The organism is Acinetobacter sp. YH12116 (assembly GCF_013418895.1).
Lineage (GTDB): Bacteria > Pseudomonadota > Gammaproteobacteria > Pseudomonadales > Moraxellaceae > Acinetobacter > Acinetobacter indicus.
The window spans coordinates 1-2,238 of sequence record NZ_VPBE01000064.1 but is presented as its reverse complement, the minus strand read 5'-3'; the positions used below and the strand labels follow the sequence as shown (position 1 = coordinate 2,238).

The following is a 2,238-nucleotide window of genomic DNA, read 5'->3' as shown; positions in this document are numbered from 1 at the left end:
TCCTAGGGAAATCTTATCTTGAGGTAGGCTTCCCGCTTAGATGCTTTCAGCGGTTATCCCTTCCGAACATAGCTACCCGGCGATGCGACTGGCGTCACAACCGGTACACCAGAGGTTCGTCCACTCTGGTCCTCTCGTACTAGGAGCAGATCCTCTCAAATTTCCAGCGCCCACGGTAGATAGGGACCGAACTGTCTCACGACGTTCTAAACCCAGCTCGCGTACCTCTTTAAATGGCGAACAGCCATACCCTTGGGACCTGCTTCAGCCCCAGGATGAGATGAGCCGACATCGAGGTGCCAAACACCGCCGTCGATATGAACTCTTGGGCGGTATCAGCCTGTTATCCCCAGAGTACCTTTTATCCGTTGAGCGATGGCCCTTCCATACAGAACCACCGGATCACTAAGACCTACTTTCGTACCTGCTCGACTTGTGGGTCTCGCAGTTAAGCGCGCTTTTGCCTTTATACTCTACGCGTGATTTCCGACCACGCTGAGCGCACCTTCGTACTCCTCCGTTACTCTTTAGGAGGAGACCGCCCCAGTCAAACTACCCACCAGACATGGTCCTCGTCCCGGATCACGGGACAGAGTTAGAACCTCAACATTACCAGGGTGGTATTTCAAGGACGGCTCCATTGGAACTGGCGTTCCAACTTCAAAGCCTCCCACCTATCCTACACAAGTAAGGTCAAAGTTCAATGTCAAGCTGCAGTAAAGGTTCACGGGGTCTTTCCGTCTAGCCGCGGGTACACTGCATCTTCACAGCGATTTCGATTTCACTGAGCCTCTGCTGGAGACAGCGCCGCCATCATTATGCCATTCGTGCAGGTCGGAACTTACCCGACAAGGAATTTCGCTACCTTAGGACCGTTATAGTTACGGCCGCCGTTTACTGGGGCTTCGATCAAGAGCTTCGCTTACGCTAACCCCATCAATTAACCTTCCAGCACCGGGCAGGCATCACACCCTATACGTCCACTTTCGTGTTTGCAGAGTGCTATGTTTTTAATAAACAGTTGCAGCGGCCTGGTTTCTGCGGCTGTCAACCGCTCAGGGAGCAAGTCCCATCACCGTCAACAGCGTACCTTCTCCCGAAGTTACGGTACCATTTTGCCTAGTTCCTTCAGCAGAGTTCTCTCAAGCGCTTTGGTCTACTCGACCTGACCACCTGTGTCGGTTTCGGGTACGATTCCAGTGTAACTGAAGCTTAGAGACTTTTCCTGGAAGCATGGTATCAGCCACTTCGCTAGTAAACTAGCTTGCTATCAGCTCTCAGCATAGAGCACCCCGGATTTGCCTAAGATGCATGCCTACAGCCTTCCACCTGGACAACCAACGCCAGGCTGACTTAACCTTCTCCGTCCTCTCATCGCATTACACTGAAGTATTGGAATATTAACCAATTTCCCATCGACTACGCCTCTCGGCCTCGCCTTAGGGGTCGACTCACCCAGCCCCGATTAACGTTGGACTGGAACCCTTGGTCTTTCAGCGAACGGGTTTTTCACCCGTTTTGTCGTTACTCACGTCAGCATTCGCACTTCTGATACCTCCAGCAGACTTCTCAATCCACCTTCATCGGCTTACAGAACGCTCCCCTACCACGTATACAATGTATACATCCGCAGCTTCGGCACATAGTTTTAGCCCCGTTACATCTTCCGCGCAGGCCGACTCGACTAGTGAGCTATTACGCTTTCTTTAAAGGGTGGCTGCTTCTAAGCCAACCTCCTAGCTGTCTATGCCTTCCCACATCGTTTCCCACTTAACTATGATTTTGGGGCCTTAGCTGGCGGTCTGGATTGTTTTCCTCTTGACTACGGACGTTAGCACCCGCAGTCTGTCTCCCGGATAGTACTCATCGGTATTCGGAGTTTGCATCGGTTTGGTAAGTCGGGATGACCCCCTAGCCGAAACAGTGCTCTACCCCCAATGGTATTCGTCCGAGGCGCTACCTAAATAGCTTTCGGGGAGAACCAGCTATCACCAGGCTTGATTAGCCTTTCACCCCTATCCACAAGTCATCCCCTGGCTTTTCAACGACAGTGGGTTCGGTCCTCCAGTTAGTGTTACCCAACCTTCAACCTGCTCATGGATAGATCGCCTGGTTTCGGGTCTACACCCAGCAACTATACGCCCTATTAAGACTCGGTTTCCCTACGGCTCCCCTATGCGGTTAACCTTGCTACTGAATGTAAGTCGCTGACCCATTATACAAAAGGTACGCAGTCAC

General features: G+C 51.9%; 1 rRNA gene. It reads right to left on the bottom strand.

Features of this window, described 5'->3' with window-relative positions:
• Positions 1-2,238 (bottom strand): 23S ribosomal RNA (locus FTU54_RS15045); the annotation flags it as partial.